The sequence below is a fragment of the Deinococcus arboris genome, from assembly GCF_009755355.1.
Lineage (GTDB): Bacteria > Deinococcota > Deinococci > Deinococcales > Deinococcaceae > Deinococcus > Deinococcus betulae.
The window spans coordinates 1-1,569 of record NZ_WQLB01000078.1 but is presented as its reverse complement, the minus strand read 5'-3'; the positions used below and the strand labels follow the sequence as shown (position 1 = coordinate 1,569).

The window sequence follows — 1,569 nt, the reverse complement described above, 5'->3', positions numbered from 1 at the left end:
GCGTGCTGCGCGAGCGCTCCAGGCCAATAGACGCCACCAGACGGCCGTCCCCCTGAAACACCGGAGCCGCGACGTCACAGCGGTCGGCCGGCTGCCGGCTGACCTCCAGCGCCAGCCAGGCTTTGCGGGTCAGGCCATCGAGCAGCTCCTGGTGTGGGCGGGTGTGTGGGTGCTCGGCCCAGAGGCTCGCCAGGACGCTGCGCCGCACCTCCTGCGGAGCGAAGGCCAGCAGCACCCGTGAGACCGCCCCCGCCGACAGGTCCAGCGCAGCGCCCACCTGCACCCGTTCAGCGGGGTGTTCTGGAGACGCCACCACCTCCAGGGTGAGGGCTTCCTGGCTTTCCAGCACAGACCAGCTGACCGCCAACCCCGTCAGGCGGTGCAGGTGCTCCAGGTGGGGCAGCGCGAGGCGGCGCGAGGGCGAGGACGCCATGGCGTTGGCACTGAGCCGGACCAGCTGACTGCCCAGCCGGTACTGCATGTGGTCACGGCGCAGGAACTGATATTTCTCTAAGACCCGGATGGCGCGCAGACAACTCGCGGAGGGCAGGCCACTGGCCCTGGACAGCCCTGAAAGGGTCCAGACCGGTTCCTTGGCCGTAAAAAACGTCAGCAGATACAGCGGCCGCTCCAGCGTGGGCACGGCCGGATCGTCGGAGGGGTCGGTGGTCTGGGGAGGGGGCATGGGAAGGCCTGTATTCAGAGCAGAAGGGGGTAGGGTCGGCTGACCCCGTTCAGATGACAAGTCTACCTGTTCGCGACCTTTTGGCCTGCTCATCCCTGACCGGTGGCCATGACCCGGTTGCCCCCTAGGCCCTGCGCCTGACTGAGCAGGCGTTCTGCGGAGCGCATCATATCTTCGGCCTGAGACCAGGCGGTGGTGGTGCAGCAGCCCACACTGACCCTGGCCGACGAGGAGCTGGCGCGGAGGTGCCGGATCAGTGTCTTGGCAAATGCCACCGCCGAGGTGTGCCCAGTGCCGGGCAGAAGCAGCACCACCGCACCGTCATCCCGCGACCCCAGAGTGACCGCGCCGGGTGCCTCCCTCTGCAGGAACTGCGCCAGGCCTTCGCGTTGCGGGTCCACCAACTGCACGCTTTTCCCTCGCACCTCAGTCAGCACAACCAGGACGGCCAGATCTTCTAATTTGTGCTGGGCAGCCTCGAAATGCTGGTTCAGCTCATCAAGGTCCACTGCTGCTGACTGGGGGATCAGCTGACCTGGCACCGAGTCCTGTAGTCGCTGGCCTGTTCGGGCGGCTTCCTGCTTCCACTGGGCCACCTGGCGCTCAACTTCTGGAATGCGGGTGGCCCACTGCTCGGTTTGCGCCTGGAGAACCTGCTCGACGTCCTGCCGTTTCTGCTGGTAGTGCTGAGCCAAGTCTGCGCGGCCCTGTTCCCCGTACAACTGGATCAGGAGGCTATACAGGCGCCGGCGCGGTTCGAGGGTGCCGGCATGGTCTGCGGGTGGGGGCGCGGCCTCCAAATCGGCCAGCGCTTCTTGAGATCGTCCAACCTGCACCAGCGTCTCGGCCAGCTGAACCCGGTAGGTCAGTTCCCGGTGAAAGCC

At 66.6% G+C, this 1,569-nt stretch carries 2 protein-coding genes; both read right to left on the bottom strand.

Features of this window, described 5'->3' with window-relative positions:
- Positions 1 to 685, bottom strand: a 685-nt coding sequence (locus GO986_RS22385; protein WP_198170949.1) for an IclR family transcriptional regulator, incomplete at its 3' end; no start/stop codon positions are given.
- 89 nt (positions 686 to 774) lie between these two features.
- On the bottom strand, positions 775 to 1,569 hold a 795-nt coding region (locus GO986_RS22735; RefSeq protein WP_198170947.1), incomplete at its 5' end, for a hypothetical protein.